The sequence below is a fragment of the Streptomyces nodosus genome, from assembly GCF_008704995.1.
GTDB classification, from domain to species: Bacteria; Actinomycetota; Actinomycetes; order Streptomycetales; family Streptomycetaceae; genus Streptomyces; species Streptomyces nodosus.
The window spans coordinates 2517413-2534085 of the sequence record NZ_CP023747.1 but is presented as its reverse complement, the minus strand read 5'-3'; the positions used below and the strand labels follow the sequence as shown (position 1 = coordinate 2534085).

The window sequence follows — 16673 nt, the reverse complement described above, 5'->3', positions numbered from 1 at the left end:
TCGCCCGGTGAAGTTCCTGCACACAGGGGAGAGTTACCTGCGGCGGGCGCACGACGGAGGCGCCCATCGGCTGACGACGAGGAGGTGCCGCCGTGGCGAGGACGGCAGCCGGCACAGCGAAGACCCCGCAGGACCAGGCCCGGGAGGCCGTGGTCGAGGCCGCCCTCGGCGTCCTCGGCCTGGAGGCGAAGACCCGGCTGCTGGCCGGCCAGGACGCCTGGTCGCTTCCGGCGCTGCCCGAGATCGGGCTGAGGTCGCTGGTGATGTCCGACGGTCCCATCGGTGTCCGCGGGGCGCTCTGGACCGCCGAGGACCCGGCCGTCGCGCTGCCCTCACCGACCGCACTCGCCGCCGGCTGGGACCCGGAGCTGGCCCGGCGCGCGGGAGCCCTGCTGGCGCAGGAGGCCCGCCGCAAGGGCGTCCATGTGCTGCTCGCGCCCACGGTCAATCTGCACCGTTCGCCGCTCGCCGGCCGCCACTTCGAGGCATACAGCGAGGACCCGTATCTGACCGGGCGGATCGGCACCGGCTATGTGCGGGGTGTGCAGTCCGGGGGCGTCGGCACCACCGTCAAGCACTTCGTCGCCAACGACGCGGAGACCGACCGCTTCACCGTCGACAACATCGTGGGCGAACGCGCCCTGCGCGAGCTGTATCTCGCGCCCTTCGAGGCGATCGTCGCCGACGCCCGTCCCTGGGGCGTGATGACCGCCTACAACAGGGTCAACGGCACCAGGATGAGCGAGCACGGCCGGCTGGTGAACCAGGTGCTGCGCGGCGAATGGGGCTTCGACGGCGTCAATGTCTCCGACTGGACCGCCGCCCGCTCGACCGTCGCCGCCGTCGAGGGCGGGCTGGACATCGCCATGCCGGGACCGGTCACGGTGTTCGGCGAGGCCCTCGCCCGGGCCGTGCGGGAGGGAGAGGTCGAGGAGGCCACGGTCGACGAGGCCGTGCGCCGTGTCCTCAGGCTCGCCGCCCGCGTCGGTGTCCTCGAGGGCGCCGAGCCGGTGGTGACCGAGCCTCCCGAGCAGATCGACGGCGAGGCCCTGTCCCGTGAGATCGCCCGCCGTTCCTTCGTCCTGGTACGCAACGAGAACGAGGTGCTCCCGCTGCCCCGGACCGGCACGGTCGCCCTCATCGGCGCCGCCGCCCGGGAGGCCCGTGCCCTCGGCGGCGGCTCCTCCACCGTCTACCCGGCCCGGATCGTCTCCCCGCTGGACGGACTCACCGCCGCCCTCCCCGAGGGCAGTCTCAGCTATGCCGTCGGCGCCGACCCGGACACCGAACTTGCCGTCGCCGAGCGGGACTTCACGCTCCGGGCGGTCTGCCGTGACGTAGCGGGGAAGGTGATCGGAACCGGTGCCGCCCCCACCGGACAGATCTGGTGGGAGGACGCGGACCTCCCCGAGGGCGTCACCCGCCGGGGTCTGCACACGGTCGAGCTCACCGGCACCTTCACCCCGCGTGCGTCCGGACCGCACACCTTCGGCGTCAAGGGCGTCGGCGCCTTCACGCTCGTCGTCGACGGCACGACCCACTACGACGGCGTCCACCCGTCCGGCGCCGAGGACGACCCCTTCGAGGCGATCTTCGCCGCGCCGGTGCCCCATACCCGGGCCGAACTGACCGAGGGACGGACGGTCGAGGTCTCCCTCACCCATGTCGTCGCCCGCCCCGAGGGCGCCCCGGCCCGTGCGGTCGGCTTCGCGCTCGCCCACCGGGAGCCGCAGCGCGACCCCGAGGAACTGATCGCCGAGGCCGTGGCGGCGGCCAGGGACGCCGACACCGCCGTCGTCGTGGTCGCCACCACCGAACGCGTGGAGTCCGAGGGCTTCGACCGCAAGAACCTCCGCCTCCCCGGCCGCCAGGACGACCTGGTCCGCGCCGTCGCCGCCGCCAACCCCCGCACCGTGGTGGTCGTCAACTCCGGCTCCCCGGTGGAGCTGCCCTGGCGCGACCGGGTCGCGGCCGTGCTGCTGAGCTGGTTCCCCGGCCAGGAGGGCGGCGCCGCCCTCGCGGACGTCCTCACCGGCGCCCATGAGCCGGGCGGCCGGCTGCCCACCACCTGGGGCCCGCTCCAGGACGCCCCGGTCACCCAGGTGGTCCCCAGCGGGGGTGAACTCGCCTACAGCGAAGGTGTGTTCATCGGCTACCGCGCCTGGGAGCAGGCGGGCAGGACGCCCGCGTACCCCTTCGGCCACGGTCTCGGCTACACCGACTGGGCCTATGAGTCGATCGAGGCGGAGGGCACGACGGTGACGGTCCGGGTACGCAACTGCGGACGGCGGGCCGGGCGCGAGGTCGTCCAGCTCTATCTGGCCCCCGCCGAGGCCGACGCGGGGCGCCCCGCCCGTTGGCTGGCCGGTTTCGCGGGCGTCGAGGCGGCACCCGGCGAGAGCGTCGAGGCCGTCGTCGAACTGGCCCCGCGCGCCTTCGAGATCTGGGACGAGAGGGCGGGGGCCTGGACGCGGGTGAAGGGGGCGTACGAGGTCGCGGCGGGCCGCTCCCTCGCGGACCGCCGCCTCACCACGACGCTCACCGTCTGACCCGGCCCCGGGGGTGCCGGGGCCCGCGCTCCGGCCCGGTCACAGCACTAGCCCCGCACCCCGAAGCCGTACACCGTCTCCGAGTGGTAGACCTCGCCCGGCCTGAGTTCCGTGCTCGGGAACTCCGGCCGGTGCGGGGAGTCCGGGAAGTGCTGGGTCTCCAGCGCGATCCCGGCACCGGGGGTGAAGGGCTCGCCGATGTGGTCCGCGGTGTAGAGCTGGAGCCCGGGCTCGGTGGTCGCCACCGTGAGGACCCGCCCGGACGCCGGATCGTGCAGCTCGGCGATCTCCACCGGGGCCGCGGTCACGCCCTTGTCCAGCACGAAGTTGTGGTCGTAGCCCGACCCGGTCTTCCGCGCCGTACGGAAGTCGAAGCGGGTGCCCTCCACGTCCTCCGGTTCGCCCGCCGGGATCAGATCCAGGTCCACCGGAGTGAACCGGGAGGCGGCGATGCGCAGTTCATGCCCCTCGGCCTGACCCGAACCGGCCAGGTTCCAGTAGGAGTGATTGGTCAGATTGACCAGGGTCGGCGCGTCCGTGACCGCCTCGTAGGCGATGCGCAGCGCGCCGTCCGCATCGAGGGTGTACGTCGCCGAGACCTCGAGGCGGCCCGGGAAGCCCTCCTCGCCGTGCGGGCTGACCCGGGACAGCCGTACGCCGTGCTCGACCGGCTCCACGTCCCACATCCGCTTGTCGAAGCCCAGGGCGCCGCCGTGCAGCGAGTTGGGCCCGTCGTTCGGTTCGAGCGCATAGGTCCGGCCGTCCAGCGGGAAGCGGGCGCCTGCGATGCGATTGGCGTACCGGCCGATCAGCGCCCCGAGGAACGGCTCCGGATGGCGCAGATAGCCGTCCAGGTCCTGGAAGCCCAGCACCACCTCCGCCGGCTGCCCGCCCCGGTCGGGAATCCGCACCGACTGCACGATCCCGCCGTACGACAGGACCCGCACCCGCACCCCGGCCCGCTCCAGCGTCCAGCGATGGACCGGTGTGCCGTCGGACAGCGTGCCGCATACCTCGCTCATGGGAAAACCTTAGGTGACCGGGTCCTTCGCCGTCACCGTGCGATAGGCGATCTCGGCGAGTCGGGCCTGGCCGTTCCTGCTCGGGTGGAACCAGTCCCAGTGGCTCAGCTGGTCGGTGCCGAAGCGGAAGTCGAAGACCGCGCCGCCGTCGAAGCGGCACCGCCGGTCCTTGGCGCACACCTCCTCCAGCACCCGGTTGTACGCCTTCACCCGGGCCTGGACCTTGTCGCGCCGCTTTGTCGCCGCCGTGTCCAGGGCGTCCGCGTCGCCCAGCATGGACGGGCAGACGCCCAGCTTCCACACCTCCTTGCCGAGCGGGCTGGTGCGGCCCTGCGACCACAGGCGCTTCAGATTCGGCACGCTGGAGACATACACCTGCGCCCGCGGCTGCGCCTCGCGCAGGGTGTCCATGGCCTCCTGGAAACGGGCCCGGAAGGTGGCGACCGGGGTCATCGCGGCGGCGGAGGAACGGCAGGCGTCATTGGCGCCGATCATCACCGTCACCAGCTCAGGACTCTGCTGGGCGGCCTGCGCCATCTGCCCGGCCAGATCGGAGACACGGGCCCCGGTCACCGCGTAGTTCCAGCTGTGCAGCCCGGCCCCGGCCGCCCCGAGCAGGCGCACCGCGAGACTGTCGACCCGGGCGTCGCTGCCCGTCGCCCACGACACCTCGGGACAGTCGGACAGCACATGGCAGGCGTCGAAGCCGCGGGTGATGGAGTCGCCGACCGCGGCGATCGAGCGGGGGGAGGTGTTCCAGACCGGGGCGGGCCTCGGCGACGGCCGCGCTCCGGTGCTCCGTGAGCCCCCGTCGCCGGAGGGGTCGCAGCCGGTGAGCCCCAGGACGGCCGCCGCCGCGAGGGCGACGACGGCTCGCACCCGGTGGCTTCGCTTCCGCATCCCTGGTCCCCTTGCTCATGGCCCACGGCCGGCCGGTCCGTGGACGCCCTTGTTCGACCGTGCTTCGAACACATTGGGTCAGTGCCGCGTCCCCTTGGGTGAAACCTCGGAGTTCGCGACCGCCCGGACCGACGGTACGTCACACTCCTTGCCCCGTCGCACGGTAGCCTCGCCCCGTGGCAGCCCTGCCACGCTGGTTCCTCAAAGTTACAAGATGTCGCGGTCTGCCCGGAGGTTCAGGTGACGACACGTGGAGTCCTGTACGTGCACTCCGCGCCACGCGCACTGTGCCCGCACGTCGAGTGGGCGGTGGCGGGTGTGCTGGGCACGCGGGTCAACCTCGACTGGATCCGGCAGCCCGCCTCTCCCGGCACCTGGAGATCGGAGTTCTCCTGGCAGGGCGAGGCCGGCACCGCCTCCAAGCTCGCCTCCGCGCTGCGCGGCTGGCAGCTGCTGCGCTTCGAGGTCACCTCGGAACCCTGCCCGACCGCCGAGGGCGAGCGCTACAGCTGCACCCCCGGCCTCGGCATCTTCCACGCGGTCACCGGCATCCACGGCGACATCCTGATCCCCGAGGACCGGCTGCGCGCCGCCCTGGTGCGCTCCCAGCGCGGGGAGAGCGACCTGGAGGCCGAACTCGCCAAGCTCCTGGGCAAGCCGTGGGACGACGAACTGGAGCCGTTCCGGTACGCGGGCGAGGGCGCGCCGGTGCGATGGCTGCACCAGGTCGTCTGAAGGCCTACTGACCCCCTGTGAGCCCACCGGACCCCATGACCACGGGAAGGGCCCCCACCGAGTGGTGGGGGCCCTTCCCGTGCTGCCGGGGGTACGGACCGCGCCCGGGTGTACTGCGGGGACGCGGGGACGGGCCCGCGCCGGACCGGCCCCGTCGTGCGGGGGCGACCCGGGTCAGACCGTGCGGAACGCCAGGACCACGTTGTGGCCGCCGAAGCCGAACGAATTGTTCAGCGCGGCGATACGGCCCTCGGCGGGCAGCTTGCGGGCCTTGCCGCGCACGATGTCGGCGTTGGCCTCGGCCTCCGGGTCGAGGTTGTCGACGTTGATCGTCGGCGGGGCGATGCGGTGGTAGAGCGCGAGCACCGTCGCCACCGACTCCACGCCGCCCGCGCCACCGAGCAGATGACCGATCATCGACTTGGTCGCCGAGACCGCGATGTGGTCCGCGTCGTCGCCGAAGACCTTGCGCAGCGCCTTCAGCTCGGCCACGTCACCGGCCGGCGTGGAGGTGGCGTGTGCGTTCGCGTGCATCACCTCGGCCGGGTCGAGGCCGGTGTTGTCGAGCAGGTGCTGCAGGGCGTGGGAGATGCCGCGGCCCTCGGGCTCCGGCTGGACGATGTCATGGGCGTCGGCGGAGATGCCCTGGCCGACCGCCTCCGCGTAGACGCGGGCACCGCGCGCGGCGGCGTGCTCGGCGGACTCCAGGACCAGGATGCCGGCGCCCTCACCGAGGACGAAGCCGTCACGGTCGACGTCGTAGGGACGCGAGGCGCCCTGCGGGTCGTCGTTGTTCTTGGACATCGCCATCATGTTGCCGAACGCGGCGATCGGCAGCGGGTGGATCGCCGCCTCCGTGCCGCCGGCGACGACGACGTCGGCGCGGCCGGTGCGGATCATCTCGATGGCGTAGCCGATGGCCTCGGCGCCCGACGCACAGGCGGAGACCGGGGTGTGCACACCCGCGCGGGCGCCCACGAGCAGACCCACGTTGGCGGACGGACCGTTCGGCATCAGCATCGGCACGGTGTGCGGGGAGACGCGGCGTACGCCCTTCTCCTTGAGCACGTCGTACTGGTCGAGGAGGGTCGTCACACCGCCGATGCCGGAGGCGACGACCGTACCCAGCCGGTCGGGGTCGACACTGGCGTCCGCACCCGCCTTGTCGGTGAAACCGGCGTCCGCCCAGGCCTCCTTGGCGGCGATCAGCGCGAACTGCGCGGAGCGGTCCAGTCGGCGGGCCTGCGGCCGGGGGATGACCTCGGACGGTTCCACGGCGATCTGCGCCGCGATACGGACCGCCTGCTCGGCGGCCCACTCCTTCTCGATGGGGCGGACACCGGAGGTGCCGGAGACCAGGCCCTCCCAGGTAGAGGCCGCGTCGCCACCCAGCGGTGTGGTTGCGCCGATACCGGTGACGACCACGGTGCGATTGGTCGAGCTCACGGGAATTCTTTCTCCAACGGATACGAGGATTCAGCGGCGCCACCGCCGGGTGGCGGGGCGACGGCCCGGCGGCCGGGCCCACGGGCCCGGCGTCCGGGCTGTCTGCCCAGGTTGATCGGTCGATCAGGCCTGGTGCTTGAGGATGTATTCGGCGGCGTCACCGACCGTCTTGAGGTTCTTGACGTCGTCGTCCGGGATCTTCACGTCGAAGCGCTCTTCGGCGGCGACGACGACCTCGACCATGGACAGCGAGTCGACGTCCAGGTCGTCGGTGAAGGACTTGTCCAGCTGGACGTCCTCGGTGGGGATCCCGGCGATCTCGTTCACGATCTCGGCGAGACCGGCGACGATCTCTTCCTGAGTGGCGGCCATGTCAGGCGCTCCTTCGTAGTTTCCATAGGGTGTGGCGCCCGCCGCGTCAGCGGCAGGTTGGTGCAGGTCCCGCACCGGATCCAAGATCCGGCACGGAGTGCCTAGGGGAGGGTAACGACCGTTGCGGCGTACACGAGACCCGCCCCGAAACCGATGACGAGCGCGGTGTCGCCGCTCTTCGCCTCGCCGGTCGCCAGGAGCCGCTCCATCGCGAGCGGGATCGAGGCGGCCGAGGTGTTGCCGGTGGTGCGGATGTCACGGGCGACCATGACGTGCTCCGGCAGCTTGAGAGTCTTCACCATCGAGTCGATGATCCGCACGTTCGCCTGGTGCGGGATGAAGACGTCCAGGTCGTCCGCGGTGATCCCGGCCGCGTCCAGCGCCTGCTGGGCGACCTTCGCCATCTCGAACACGGCCCAGCGGAAGACCGCCTGGCCCTCCTGGGTGATCGCGGGAAACTTGATGTTGCCCTCGCTGTCGAGGGGCAGCTTCGAGAGGTCCCCGACCCGGAAGTCGCTCCAGGGCACCGTCTGCCTGATGGTGTCGGCCTTGTCGCCCTCCGAGCCCCACACGGTCGGGCCGATGTGCGGCTCCTCGGAGGGGCCCACCACGACCGCGCCCGCGCCGTCGCCGAACAGGAAGGCGGTGGCCCGGTCCTCGTGGTCCGTCAGATCGGACAGCCGCTCCACGCCGATCACCAGGACGTACTCCGCCGATCCCTCGACGACCATGCCCTTGGCGAGGGTGAGGCCGTAGCCGAAGCCCGCGCAGCCGGCCGAGATGTCGAAGGCGGCGGCCTTGTCGGTGCCCAGCTTGTCGGCGATCTCGGTGGCGATGGCCGGGGTCTGGCTGAAGTGGGAGACCGTGGAGACCACGACCGCGCCGATCTGCTCGGCGGCGATCCCGGCGGCGGCGATCGCCTTGCCGGACGCCTCGACGGACATCGCGGCGACGGTCTCCTCGCCGTTGGCCCAGTGCCGGGTCTCGATGCCGGAGCGGGAGCGGATCCACTCGTCCGAGGAGTCGATCTTCTCCAGGATCACCTCGTTGGGCACCACACGGACCGGGCGGTAGCCGCCGACACCGATGATGCGCGCAAAGGGAGCGCCCCTGCGGGCCTTGATCTTCGACATGCTCGGGCTCCTCACCGGGCGCTGTGCTCGGCGATGAGGGCACGAGCAGCGTCAAGGTCGTCGGGGGTCTTCAGGGCCAGGGTCGTGACACCGGGCAGCGCGCGCTTGGCGAGGCCGGTCAGGGTGCCGCCGGGGCACACCTCGATCAGGGCGGTCGCACCCAGCTTCTCGAAGGTCTCCATGCACAGGTCCCAGCGGACCGGGTTGGCGACCTGGCCGACCAGACGCTGGAGCACCTCGCCGCCGGTCTCGACGGTCTGGCCGTCCCTGTTCGAGACATAGGTGACCCTCGGCTGAGCCGGCGTCAGCGCCTCGGCGGCCTCGGCGAGAGCGTCGACCGCGGGGGCCATGTGGTGCGTGTGGAACGCACCGGCCACCTTGAGCGCGACGACACGGCGCACGCCCTCGGGCTTGTCCGCCTCCAGGGCGGCGAGCTGCTCCAGGGTGCCGGCGGCCACGATCTGCCCCGCGCCGTTGACGTTCGCCGGAGTCAGGCCGAGCTTCTCCAGATGCGGGACCGACGTCGTGGGGTCGCCGCCGAGCAGCGCCGACATGCCCGTGGGCGTGAGGGCGGCGGCCTCGGCCATCGCCAGACCCCGCCTGCGGACCAGCCTGAGCGCCGCGGTGTCGTCGAGGACGCCCGCGAAGGCGGCCGCGGTGATCTCGCCGACGCTGTGGCCGGCGACGGCGCCGGGCACGAAGTCACCGAGTGCCGTCGCGGACAGCAGACCGGCGGCGACCAGCAGGGGCTGGGCCACCGCGGTGTCACGGATGGCATCGGCGTCGGCCTGCGTGCCGTAATGGGCGAGGTCGAGCCCGATGGCGTCCGACCAGGCGGCGACACGGTCGGCCGCGCCGGGGAGGTCGAGCCAGGGGGTCAGGAAGCCAGGCGTCTGAGCGCCCTGGCCGGGAGCGACGAGTACGAGCACTCTCACACTCTCTCTTGGGGACGGCCGAAGCCGCCCGTGGGGACAGGGACGAAGAACAGCAAGGGGTTTTGTTGGGCCCCGACAAAAGACTAGATCTGTGGATCTCCCTCGGTCAGCCGCCCCAGGATCAGCGCGATCCGCAACGTGAACGCGGAGCGTACATCAGAGGGTGACCAGCCGGTGACGTCTGTCACACGTCGGAGCCGGTAGCGCACGGTGTTCGGGTGAACGAAAAGCATCCGGGCCGCACCTTCGAGGCTGGAGGCCTGTTCCAGATAGACGCTGAGGGTCTCCAGGAGTGCGGATCCCGCCTCCTCCAGCGGTCTGTAGATCTCCTCCACCAACTGCTCGCGCGCGCTGGGGTCTCCGGCGATCGCGCGCTCCGGGAGCAGGTCGTCCGCCAGCACCGGACGCGGTGCGTCCTGCCAGGCGGAACACGCCTTGAGGCCCGCGGCGGCGGCCTGCGCGGAGCGGGTCGCGGCGAGCAGATCGGGCACGATCGGCCCGGCCACCACGGGGCCGGGGGCGAACGGGCCGATCAGCGATTTGGCGACGGCGAGCGGATTGTCACGGCCCCCGGCGATCACCACCAGACGGTCCCCGAGCACTCCGGTGAGCACCTGGAGCTTGGCGTGCCGGGCCGCCCGCCGGATGGCCTCGACCGTCAACTCGCTGTCCCCGTCGGGGGCCGTCCCCAGCACCACGCACACATGGTTTGGCGAGTTCCAGCCGAGCGCCGCGGCCCGGCTGACGGCCCCCTCGTCGGCCTCCCCGCTGAGCACGGCGTTCACCACCAGCGATTCCAGCCGGGCGTCCCAGGCACCGCGGGCCTCGGCGGCCTGGGCGTAGACCTGGGCGGTGGCGAAGGCGATCTCACGGGCGTACACCAGGAGCGCCTCGCGCAGCACGGCCTCGTCGCCGGGAGCGGCCACCTCGTCGATGGCGGACTCCATGACCTCGATGGTGGTCCGCACCATCTCCACGGTCTGCCGCAGGGTGATGGCACGCGTCAGTTCGCGCGGCGCGGTGCCGAAGACATCGGTGGAGATGGCCTGCGGGGCATCGGGACGCCGGAACCACTCGGTGAACGCGGCGATGCCCGCCTGGGCCACCAGACCGATCCACGACCGGTTCTCCGGGGGCATCGCCCGGTACCACGGCAGGGTCTCGTCCATCCGCGCGATGGCCTGCGCGGCGAGGCTTCCGGAGGATTTCTCCAGCCGCTTCAGGGTGGCGGCATGGGGGTGGACGGAGCGCGCTGCGTGAGGGGCGGGGGTGGCTTCGGGTTCGGGCACGGGACAAGACTGCCTTATCGGGCCGGGGCCGTGCGGTGGGGGTCCCCGGGGGTGGGGCCTGGGACTACGGTGGGGCTGTGATGGATGTACGGCGCGCCGGTGAGCGCTACCGGGGAGGGGACCCGGCCGCCGGGATCGAGTCCCTGCACTCCTTCAGCTTCGGCCCCCACTACGCCCCGGACAACCTCCGCTTCGGCGCGCTGATCGCCTGCAACGAGGAACGGCTCGCGCCCGGTGCGGGTTTCGACGAGCATCGGCACAGCCATACGGAGATCGTCACCTGGGTGGTGGAGGGTGAGCTGACCCACCGCGACTCGACGGGCCGCACCTCGGTGATCGGCCCCGGCGGCCTCCAGCACCTCAGCGCGGCGGGCGGGGTGCGGCACACGGAACGCAACGAGGGCACGATTCCGCTGACCTTCGTCCAGATGTGGCTGGCCCCCCTGGAGCCCGGCGGATTCCCTGCCTACGAGGCCGTCCCCGCCCTCGCGGGCTCCACCCGCTACGCGGTCCCCGAGGCGGGCGCGCTGCTGCACGTACGCCGCCTGGAAGCCAGGGACCGCACGGCGGTGCCGGATGCGCCCTATGTCTATGTTCACGTCGTACGGGGTGAAATGCTCCTGGGCGGGCAGCGGTTGGGCCCGGGGGACGCGGCGCGCATCACCGGGGGCGGGGGCCTGGAGGCGGAGGTGCTACGGGATGCGGAGCTGCTGATGTGGGAGATGGGGGCCGGCTGACCGGGGCCCATCCCGCCGCGGGTGTGCGCCGGCGCCCGCGGGTATCGCGGTCACAGCACTAGCCGCGCAGCTCCGCCAGTACCGCGTCCGTGAAGGCCGGCCAGGCCTCGATCGCCCAGGGGCCGAAGGCCCGGTCCGTCAGGGCGACGCAGGCCGCGCCGGCGTCCGGGTCGATCCACAGGAAGGTGCCGGACTGGCCGAAGTGGCCGAAGGTCCTGGAGGAGGACGAAGCGCCCGTCCAGTGCGGCGACTTGGCGTCGCGGATCTCGAAGCCGAGGCCCCAGTCGTTGGGGTTCTGATGGCCGTAGCCGGGCAGCACGCCCTTGGTCCCGGCGTACTGCACCGTCATCGCCTCGGCCACCGTACGCGGATCCAGCAGCCTCGGTGCCTGCACCTCCGCCGCGAACCGCGCCAGGTCCTCGACCGTCGAGACGCCGTCCTTGGCCGGGGAGCCGTCGAGCGTGGTCGCGGTCATGCCGAGCGGCACCAGCACCGCCTGCCGGGCGTACTCACCGAACGGGATGTCCGCCGCCTTGGCCACATGATCCCCGAGCACCTCGAACCCGGCGTTCGAGTACAGCCGCCGCTCTCCCGGCGCCGAGGTCACCCGGTGCTCGTCGAAGGCCAGCCCGGAGGTGTGGGCGAGCAGATGCCGGACGGTGGAACCGGGCGGCCCGGCGGGCTCGTCCAGCTCGATCGCCCCCTCCTCGTAGGCGACCAGCGCCGCATAGGCGGCCAGCGGCTTGGTGACCGAGGCGAGCGGGAAGCGGTGGTCGACCGGACCGTGCGTCCCGAGCACCGCCCCGTCCGCGCGGACGACGGCCGCGGAGGCGGTGGGGACGGGCCAGTTCTCGATCAGCGCCAGGCTCTGCAACGACATGCGGACGAGCCTAGTGGGCGGTCCCGCGGCCGGACCTTGTGGGTGGGCTTGCCTTCCTGGACGAGCTGGTGAGGTATGCGCTGCCGAACCACAGGAGAACGGCGACAGCGACCAAGGAGACGACCGCGCACACCACGATGGCCGGGTTGACCCAGACAGGGACCAGGTCGAAGTGCGCATTGCACTTGTTGTGCAGTGGGAAGAGCCTCCCGAACTCCTCGGCATGGGAATCCCAGTACGCCTCGTCATAGGACTGGTGACGGACGAGGCAGGTGTCGCTGACGACGAGCCCCTGCCGCAGTACCCCCCAGATCCAGCAGACGAGGCCACCGAAGAGCGAGACGGAGCACAGGCGTGTCCACCACATCGGCCGTCGCCATGATCTGTCTTGCAGCCCGGTGGCGACACGGAAGAGGTTCCAGAGGTTCCACACCAGCCATGCGACAAGGGCCACTGCGGCAACAAGGGCTCCAGCCTGCTTCATCACATCGTTCTACCGCAGTCACCGAGCGGCGTGCGCACGGACCGCCTCGAGGTGACGGGGCGCGGCGGCGGAGCGGTGGGGCGCCGGCTCAGAATCGCAGCCGCATCGAGGGGTCCGGCTTGCGGACGAAGCCGAGGGAGGCGTACAGCGGTTCCGCCTCGGCCGACGCGTTGAGGTCGACCTGCGACACGCCCTGTCCGCGGAACCAGTCCAGCAGGTCCTCCATGCAGGCACGGGCATAGCCGCGGCGGCGCGCGTCGGGATCGGTGGCGACGCTGAAGACATGCCCCACTCTGCCGTGCGGATTGCCCTGGCGCCCGATCCGGTACTCGACGGTGCCGGCCACCAGCGCCGCCAGCGCCCCCGGCCGGTCCGGATGGTCGATCACAAAGGCCGCGAAGCCGCCGTCCGGATCGGCGAGCCGGCGGCGCACGGTCGGCAGGGACTCCGCGTGCCACTCGGTGGAGGGGTCCCCGGAGAAGACCGAGTCGATCATCACCTGGCGCAGTCGCAGCAGTTCTTCGGCGTCCTCGGGCACGGCCCGGCGTACAAGACTCATGCCCCGTACGCTAAGTGCGCCCGGCCGGTGCGGTCACGGCCATTTCCCCCCGGTTCCCCTTGCCTGGAGTGCGCTCCAAGGTCCTAGCGTGGGGGCATGACGGTGATGGAGACCCTGGCCGAGGCGGCCGCGAACCGGACCGACATCTGCTCCGTGACGCCGGAGCGGCACCCCCGTCCCGACGGGCAGGACAGTTACACCATCAGCGAGGTCGTCGACTTCACCGGTCTGACGGCACACACCCTGCGCTGGTACGAGCGGATCGGGCTGATGCCCCATGTGGACCGCTCGCACACCGGCCAGCGCCGCTACCGCAACGCCGACCTGGACTGGCTCGAACTCGTCGGCAAGCTGCGGCTCACCGGCATGCCCGTCGCCGACATGGTGCGCTATGCGGAATTGGTGCGCGCCGGGGACCACACCCAGGGCGAGCGCTGTGCGCTCCTGGAGGCGACCCGCCGCGATGTGCACGCCCGGATCGCCGAACTCCAGGGCACCCTCGCGGTGCTGGACCACAAGATCGATCACTATGCGGGGGCCCGGTGCGTCCTGACCTCGGAGCGCCCCGGATGAGGGACCGCTGACCGGAGGCCTCAGAGCTCGGCCAGCAGCTGGGCCTTCTTGGCGGAGAACTCCTCGTCCGTCACCAGACCCGCCTTGTGCAGCTCGCCGAGGTGCCGGATGCGGTCGGCGATGTCCGCGGGATCCCGCCGGGCGGCGGCGGACACCGCCGCGCCGGCGCCGGGCGCCGCGGCCCGGAGCGAGGCGAGCACCGAGGCGGCGAACGGCAGGGACTCATGGACCGGGCCGTAGCCGAGCCCGAACACCACGGCCGCCGGATCCTGGTCCGCCTGGGCCGGCTGCGCGGCACCGGCGGGTTCCCGCCGCAGCAGCCGCAGATGCCCCTCGAAGGCCTCGGGGGAGCGCCACTCGACACCGCTGAGTCCGGCGACCGGGAACGTCTGGTCGCCGGCCTTCCACTTGGCGGAGGACGCGCCGGTCCAGGACCAGCGGAAGGTCACCGCCTCGCCGTCGAAGGACGCCTTGCCGTCGTACGCCTTGAACTGCGACGGCGTCCGGGGCGGGGCGACCAGGAAGCGTTCGGCCGGGGTGCCGTCCGCGGTGAGCAGGGCGCGCAGCTCGTCCGCGTAGTACTCGGCGAGGGTCTCGCGATCGGCGGGCAGCGCCAGCCGATAGGGGTCGGTCCACTCCTTCAGCTGCCCGGCCGCCGCCTCCATCAGCGGGTCGGCGCCGGGTCGTGGCAGCGCGTGCAGCACAACGCTCCCGCGCCTGCCGGGAGTCAGCGTCACCCCCGCGATCGCCTCCAGGGGGATGCGGCGCTCGCCGAGCGACTGGAAGAGCTTCGGCGTGCGGATCCCCCGTTCGAAGCGGATGAGCACGGAGTCGGACTCGAACTCCCAGACGGCATGAAATCCGGCCAGTACGTCACCCATGCGGGTCATCGTATGCGGCACGCGCTCTTCCGTCGCCTCCCCGGGTGGACCGCAATTCCTGTTTCTCTACGCGCGTCGGCCGGACTCCGCGCCGGACAAACCCGCCCGGCAGGCGTCGCCCTGTCCGGCACAGTCCACCGCGCGGTACGCGCCAACCCCGATCGCGGCGAAGTTGCGCAGGCTCTCGGTGCCCGGGGTGAAGTAGCCGGCGTGGCCCTTCGCCCCCCGCGCCGACAGCACCCGCGCGCCGAAGCCCGGGGAGACCGGGTCGGAGCCGTGGCCGAGGCCCCCGACCTCCAGATAGGGCACGTCCTGGATCCAGTCGTCGGCGTCCCGCATGGCCCACACCCGGGCGGTGGTGCCCAGCCCGGCGGCCGTCCCGGCGCGCATACCGGGGCTGCCGGCCACCGCCATGTCGGACACCCGGGAGGGCAGGATGTGCGCGGCGACCCCGCACAGCACCGAGCCGTAGCTGTGGCAGTACAGCTGGACGGGGGCGCGGCCGGGCAGGGCACGGACGAGGGCGTTCAGCCGTACGGCGCCCTCCTCGGCCCGCATCGCGGTGGCCGCGTCCACGCCGATCCCGCTGGGTGCGGTGTAGTCGGCCCAGGCGATCACGGCCGTACGGGTCCTGGGGCTCGCCTCGCGCTCGGCCGCGTACAACGACGTGGCCATGCCGACCGGTGCCGAGTACTTGCGGAAGGTGCGCTGGAAGGTGAGCAGATCGGTGTCGACGCCGGGGACGACGACCGAGATCCGCTGGGCCCTGCCGAGGTCCCCGAAGACCTCGGCGACACGGCCCGACCCGTCCGGGTCGAAGGCGAGGATCTGCCGGCCCTCGCGCATCAGCGCCTCGAAGCGGTGCATCCGGCGGCCCGCGTCCTGCTGGCCGACGGGCGACAGCCGGTCGTCGTGCATCCGGTCGCGCTCGACCTCGCGCTGCAGGCCGAGCGCGAGGCGGTTGGCCTGGTAGCGCAGCCCCACGGGCGCCCCGTCCATATTGCCGACCGCGAGCGGATAGCGGTGGGCAAGCCGGGAGCGCTGGTGGGCGCTGAGGGAGGCGAAGAACTGGGCGAGCCGGGCCGGGGGGGAGTCGGCGGCGGGCAGTTTGTGCCCGGCGATCCTGCCGTGCTCCCATGCCGCGAGCGACGCCTGGAGGGGCGTGGCGGCACGGTGGCTGCGTACGGCGGTCCAGCCGGTCGTCGCCAGCATCACGAAGACCACGGCCAACGCGAGCAGTGCGCGCCAGACGCTGAGGTGCGGTGAGGTGTCGAAGGAAGTCACTGAAAGGACACACTAGGAGAACGAGCCGGTCTCCCGTCGGCCAAGTGACGCGTCTCACGTTTACGACGCTTCAATTGCGGCAAAACGGCGGCACCTTACGACCGGACACCGCCGTTGACCGATGAGGCGCGCGTCACTTGGCGCCCCGGGTGTCACGGTTTCACTCCCCCGGCCCGCTCCGGCCGCTCGTGCCGCGGGACCGCCGTCGACGCGCGCGGCGGCGGAACCTCATCCGGTGTGCCACCCCTCCGCCAACACGGGGCGCACCGTGTCCAGGTACGAGGCCGTCAGCTCGCGTATCGCGGCCACGCTGATGTCCCCGCCCGCGCTCCACAGCCGTTCCGTCACGCGTATCACCCCGCCGAACACGGCCACCGCGACCCGCGGCCGGGGGTCCAGATCCACATCGAGGCCCTCGCGTTCGGCGATCACCCGGGCGATCTCCTCCTCCAGCTCCGCCGAGCGGCGCAGATGGGTGGCGAACAGGGCCGGCGTCGACTCGATCAACCGGTAGGTGCGCAGGTGGAGTTCGACCGGGACGATCTCCCCGACGGCCTCCCCGATGCCGTCCCAGCCCTCCAGGACCGCCTGTCGCAGTGCCTCCAGCGGGGCCTCCTCGGGCGGACGGGTGCGGACCAGGCCGACGAAGTGCGCGGCGGCCACCGAGTGGGTGAAGAAGACGACGTCCTCCTTTCCGGCGAAGTACCGGAAGAAGGTGCGCTGCGACACATCCACCGCCTCGGCGATCTCGTCGACGGTCGTCCGCTCGTACCCTTGCGCGAAGAAGAGCTCCAGAGCGGCGCGCAGCAGCGCATTCCGGGTGTGCTGCTTCTTCCGCTCACGCAGTCCCGGCCGCGGCAGCGTCTCCATGTGCCCTCATTTCCCTGCATCCGC

17 protein-coding genes are annotated in these 16673 nt (G+C 72.0%); 4 read left to right on the top strand and 13 right to left on the bottom strand.

Annotation, left to right across the window (positions count from 1 at the left end):
• The first annotated feature begins 92 nt into the window (after window positions 1-92).
• The gene (locus CP978_RS11540; protein WP_043440042.1) at window positions 93-2549 is read left to right on the top strand and encodes a beta-glucosidase family protein; all 2457 of its coding nucleotides are present in this window, start codon (window positions 93-95) and stop codon (window positions 2547-2549) included.
• A gap of 47 nt (window positions 2550-2596) precedes the next feature.
• On the opposite strand, the gene CP978_RS11535 is transcribed toward CP978_RS11540, so the two are convergent.
• Window positions 2597-3571, bottom strand: coding sequence for an aldose epimerase family protein (locus CP978_RS11535; RefSeq protein ID WP_043440041.1), 975 nt, complete (start codon window positions 3569-3571; stop codon window positions 2597-2599).
• A 9-nt stretch (window positions 3572-3580) separates the two neighbouring features.
• Window positions 3581-4471: an SGNH/GDSL hydrolase family protein gene (locus tag CP978_RS11530; protein ID WP_043440040.1), complete on the bottom strand. Its 891-nt coding sequence runs from the start codon at window positions 4469-4471 to the stop codon at window positions 3581-3583.
• A 240-nt stretch (window positions 4472-4711) separates the two neighbouring features.
• Between CP978_RS11530 and CP978_RS11525 the strand changes: the two genes are divergently transcribed.
• Window positions 4712-5206, top strand: coding sequence for a DUF3145 domain-containing protein (locus CP978_RS11525; protein ID WP_043440037.1), 495 nt, complete (start codon window positions 4712-4714; stop codon window positions 5204-5206).
• Window positions 5207-5380: 174 nt separating this feature from the next.
• Here CP978_RS11525 and fabF read toward each other — a convergent pair whose 3' ends face one another.
• From fabF to CP978_RS11500, 5 genes are all read right to left on the bottom strand, one after another.
• Complete coding sequence (fabF, locus tag CP978_RS11520) at window positions 5381-6652, bottom strand: beta-ketoacyl-ACP synthase II (RefSeq protein WP_043440035.1); 1272 nt, start codon at window positions 6650-6652, stop codon at window positions 5381-5383.
• A 123-nt stretch (window positions 6653-6775) separates the two neighbouring features.
• Entirely contained in the window at window positions 6776-7024 is a 249-nt protein-coding gene (locus CP978_RS11515; protein ID WP_043440034.1) for an acyl carrier protein, read from the bottom strand.
• 101 nt (window positions 7025-7125) lie between these two features.
• Window positions 7126-8157, bottom strand: coding sequence for a ketoacyl-ACP synthase III (locus CP978_RS11510; protein ID WP_043440032.1), 1032 nt, complete (start codon window positions 8155-8157; stop codon window positions 7126-7128).
• 11 nt (window positions 8158-8168) lie between these two features.
• Window positions 8169-9086 carry an ACP S-malonyltransferase gene (locus CP978_RS11505; RefSeq protein WP_043440030.1) on the bottom strand — a complete coding sequence of 306 codons (918 nt, stop codon included), beginning with the start codon at window positions 9084-9086 and terminating at the stop codon, window positions 8169-8171.
• Window positions 9087-9175: 89 nt separating this feature from the next.
• Window positions 9176-10381, bottom strand: coding sequence for a PucR family transcriptional regulator (locus CP978_RS11500; protein WP_043440028.1), 1206 nt, complete (start codon window positions 10379-10381; stop codon window positions 9176-9178).
• Between the two features lie 80 nt (window positions 10382-10461).
• On the opposite strand from CP978_RS11500, the gene CP978_RS11495 reads away from it, so the two are divergent.
• Entirely contained in the window at window positions 10462-11118 is a 657-nt protein-coding gene (locus CP978_RS11495) for a pirin family protein (RefSeq protein WP_043440027.1), read from the top strand.
• A gap of 58 nt (window positions 11119-11176) precedes the next feature.
• On the opposite strand, the gene CP978_RS11490 is transcribed toward CP978_RS11495, so the two are convergent.
• The 3 genes from CP978_RS11490 to CP978_RS11480 form a co-directional block, all read right to left on the bottom strand.
• Window positions 11177-11998, bottom strand: a complete 822-nt coding sequence (locus tag CP978_RS11490) for a serine hydrolase domain-containing protein (protein ID WP_043440025.1) — start codon at window positions 11996-11998, stop codon at window positions 11177-11179.
• A gap of 10 nt (window positions 11999-12008) precedes the next feature.
• The gene (locus tag CP978_RS11485; protein ID WP_043440023.1) at window positions 12009-12482 is read right to left on the bottom strand and encodes a hypothetical protein; all 474 of its coding nucleotides are present in this window, start codon (window positions 12480-12482) and stop codon (window positions 12009-12011) included.
• Between the two features lie 88 nt (window positions 12483-12570).
• Complete coding sequence (locus CP978_RS11480) at window positions 12571-13041, bottom strand: GNAT family N-acetyltransferase (protein ID WP_043440022.1); 471 nt, start codon at window positions 13039-13041, stop codon at window positions 12571-12573.
• Window positions 13042-13137: 96 nt separating this feature from the next.
• Here CP978_RS11480 and CP978_RS11475 point away from each other — a divergent pair, with 96 nt between their 5' ends.
• Window positions 13138-13614 carry a MerR family transcriptional regulator gene (locus CP978_RS11475; protein WP_043440021.1) on the top strand — a complete coding sequence of 159 codons (477 nt, stop codon included), beginning with the start codon at window positions 13138-13140 and terminating at the stop codon, window positions 13612-13614.
• A 20-nt stretch (window positions 13615-13634) separates the two neighbouring features.
• Here CP978_RS11475 and CP978_RS11470 read toward each other — a convergent pair whose 3' ends face one another.
• The 3 genes from CP978_RS11470 to CP978_RS11460 all read right to left on the bottom strand — a co-directional run bounded on the left by CP978_RS11470 (window position 13635) and on the right by CP978_RS11460 (window position 16649).
• Window positions 13635-14495: a DUF4429 domain-containing protein gene (locus tag CP978_RS11470; protein WP_043440020.1), complete on the bottom strand. Its 861-nt coding sequence runs from the start codon at window positions 14493-14495 to the stop codon at window positions 13635-13637.
• Window positions 14496-14561: 66 nt separating this feature from the next.
• Window positions 14562-15779 carry an alpha/beta hydrolase gene (locus tag CP978_RS11465; RefSeq protein ID WP_043440018.1) on the bottom strand — a complete coding sequence of 406 codons (1218 nt, stop codon included), beginning with the start codon at window positions 15777-15779 and terminating at the stop codon, window positions 14562-14564.
• A gap of 228 nt (window positions 15780-16007) precedes the next feature.
• On the bottom strand, window positions 16008-16649 hold the full coding sequence (locus tag CP978_RS11460) for a TetR family transcriptional regulator (protein WP_043440016.1): 642 nt from the start codon (window positions 16647-16649) through the stop codon (window positions 16008-16010).
• Between the last annotated feature and the right edge of the window lie 24 nt (window positions 16650-16673).